This window comes from Bradyrhizobium uaiense, assembly GCF_010811875.1.
Classification (GTDB): Bacteria; Pseudomonadota; Alphaproteobacteria; order Rhizobiales; family Xanthobacteraceae; genus Bradyrhizobium; species Bradyrhizobium uaiense.
On sequence record NZ_VKHP01000856.1, the window covers coordinates 1 to 246 of the forward strand.

The window sequence follows — 246 nt, forward strand, 5'->3', positions numbered from 1 at the left end:
GCCGGCGCACATGGTGCAGGGCTCCAGCGTGACGTAGAGGTCGCAATCGACCAGCCGTTCGGTACCGATGGCCTCTGCGGCCTGCCGGATCGCCAGGATTTCGGCGTGCGCAGTGGGGTCGCGGTCGAGTCCGGCGTGCGGTTCTTCGCACAGCCGACCTGTCACCACGTGCCGGAGATCTACGGCGCGGTGGGGGAGAGCGAGGCGGCGCGCCTGTTGCGGGAGTTCTTCAGAGAACGGCGCTGA

1 protein-coding gene is annotated in these 246 nt (G+C 68.7%); it reads right to left on the minus strand.

Features of this window, described 5'->3' with window-relative positions; genetic code table 11:
- Positions 1 to 246: deaminase (locus FNJ47_RS54285; protein ID WP_430649497.1), on the minus strand; the 246-nt coding region annotated here is incomplete at both ends.